Here is a 291-nt window from a genome sequence, read left to right on the forward strand (position 1 = left end):
GCGCAAAACGCGTCAGCCGCAAGCTTTAGCTTCTCTGGTGCAATATCAGTTGGGGCTTTAGCCCAAGCCGCGTAGCTGCCAAAGTAGCGATACCAGTCCTGAGCATCCTTGAACTTGTAATAAGGCGGCACTTTCTGGACAGCAGAAAGTATCAGTGGCCGCATGTCCGCGGGTACCGACCAGTAACCCTCACCTCCGTGGCCGGGTTCCTCAAGCAGCAGGCCGCCGAACCCTGCTTTCCGAAACCACGGCGTCGTCTTTTGATCGCGTACCTGCCCTTCTGGCGTCTTA

Annotated in this window: 1 protein-coding gene; it reads right to left on the reverse strand. The window is 57.0% G+C overall.

The features are described 5' to 3' along the window. The coding region (locus LZP69_RS16070; protein WP_234201704.1) for a hypothetical protein at window positions 1-291 on the reverse strand (291 nt) is incomplete at both ends.

Origin of the sequence: Shewanella sp. AS1 (assembly GCF_021412565.1) — a bacterium.
Taxonomy (GTDB): Bacteria; Pseudomonadota; Gammaproteobacteria; order Enterobacterales; family Shewanellaceae; genus Shewanella.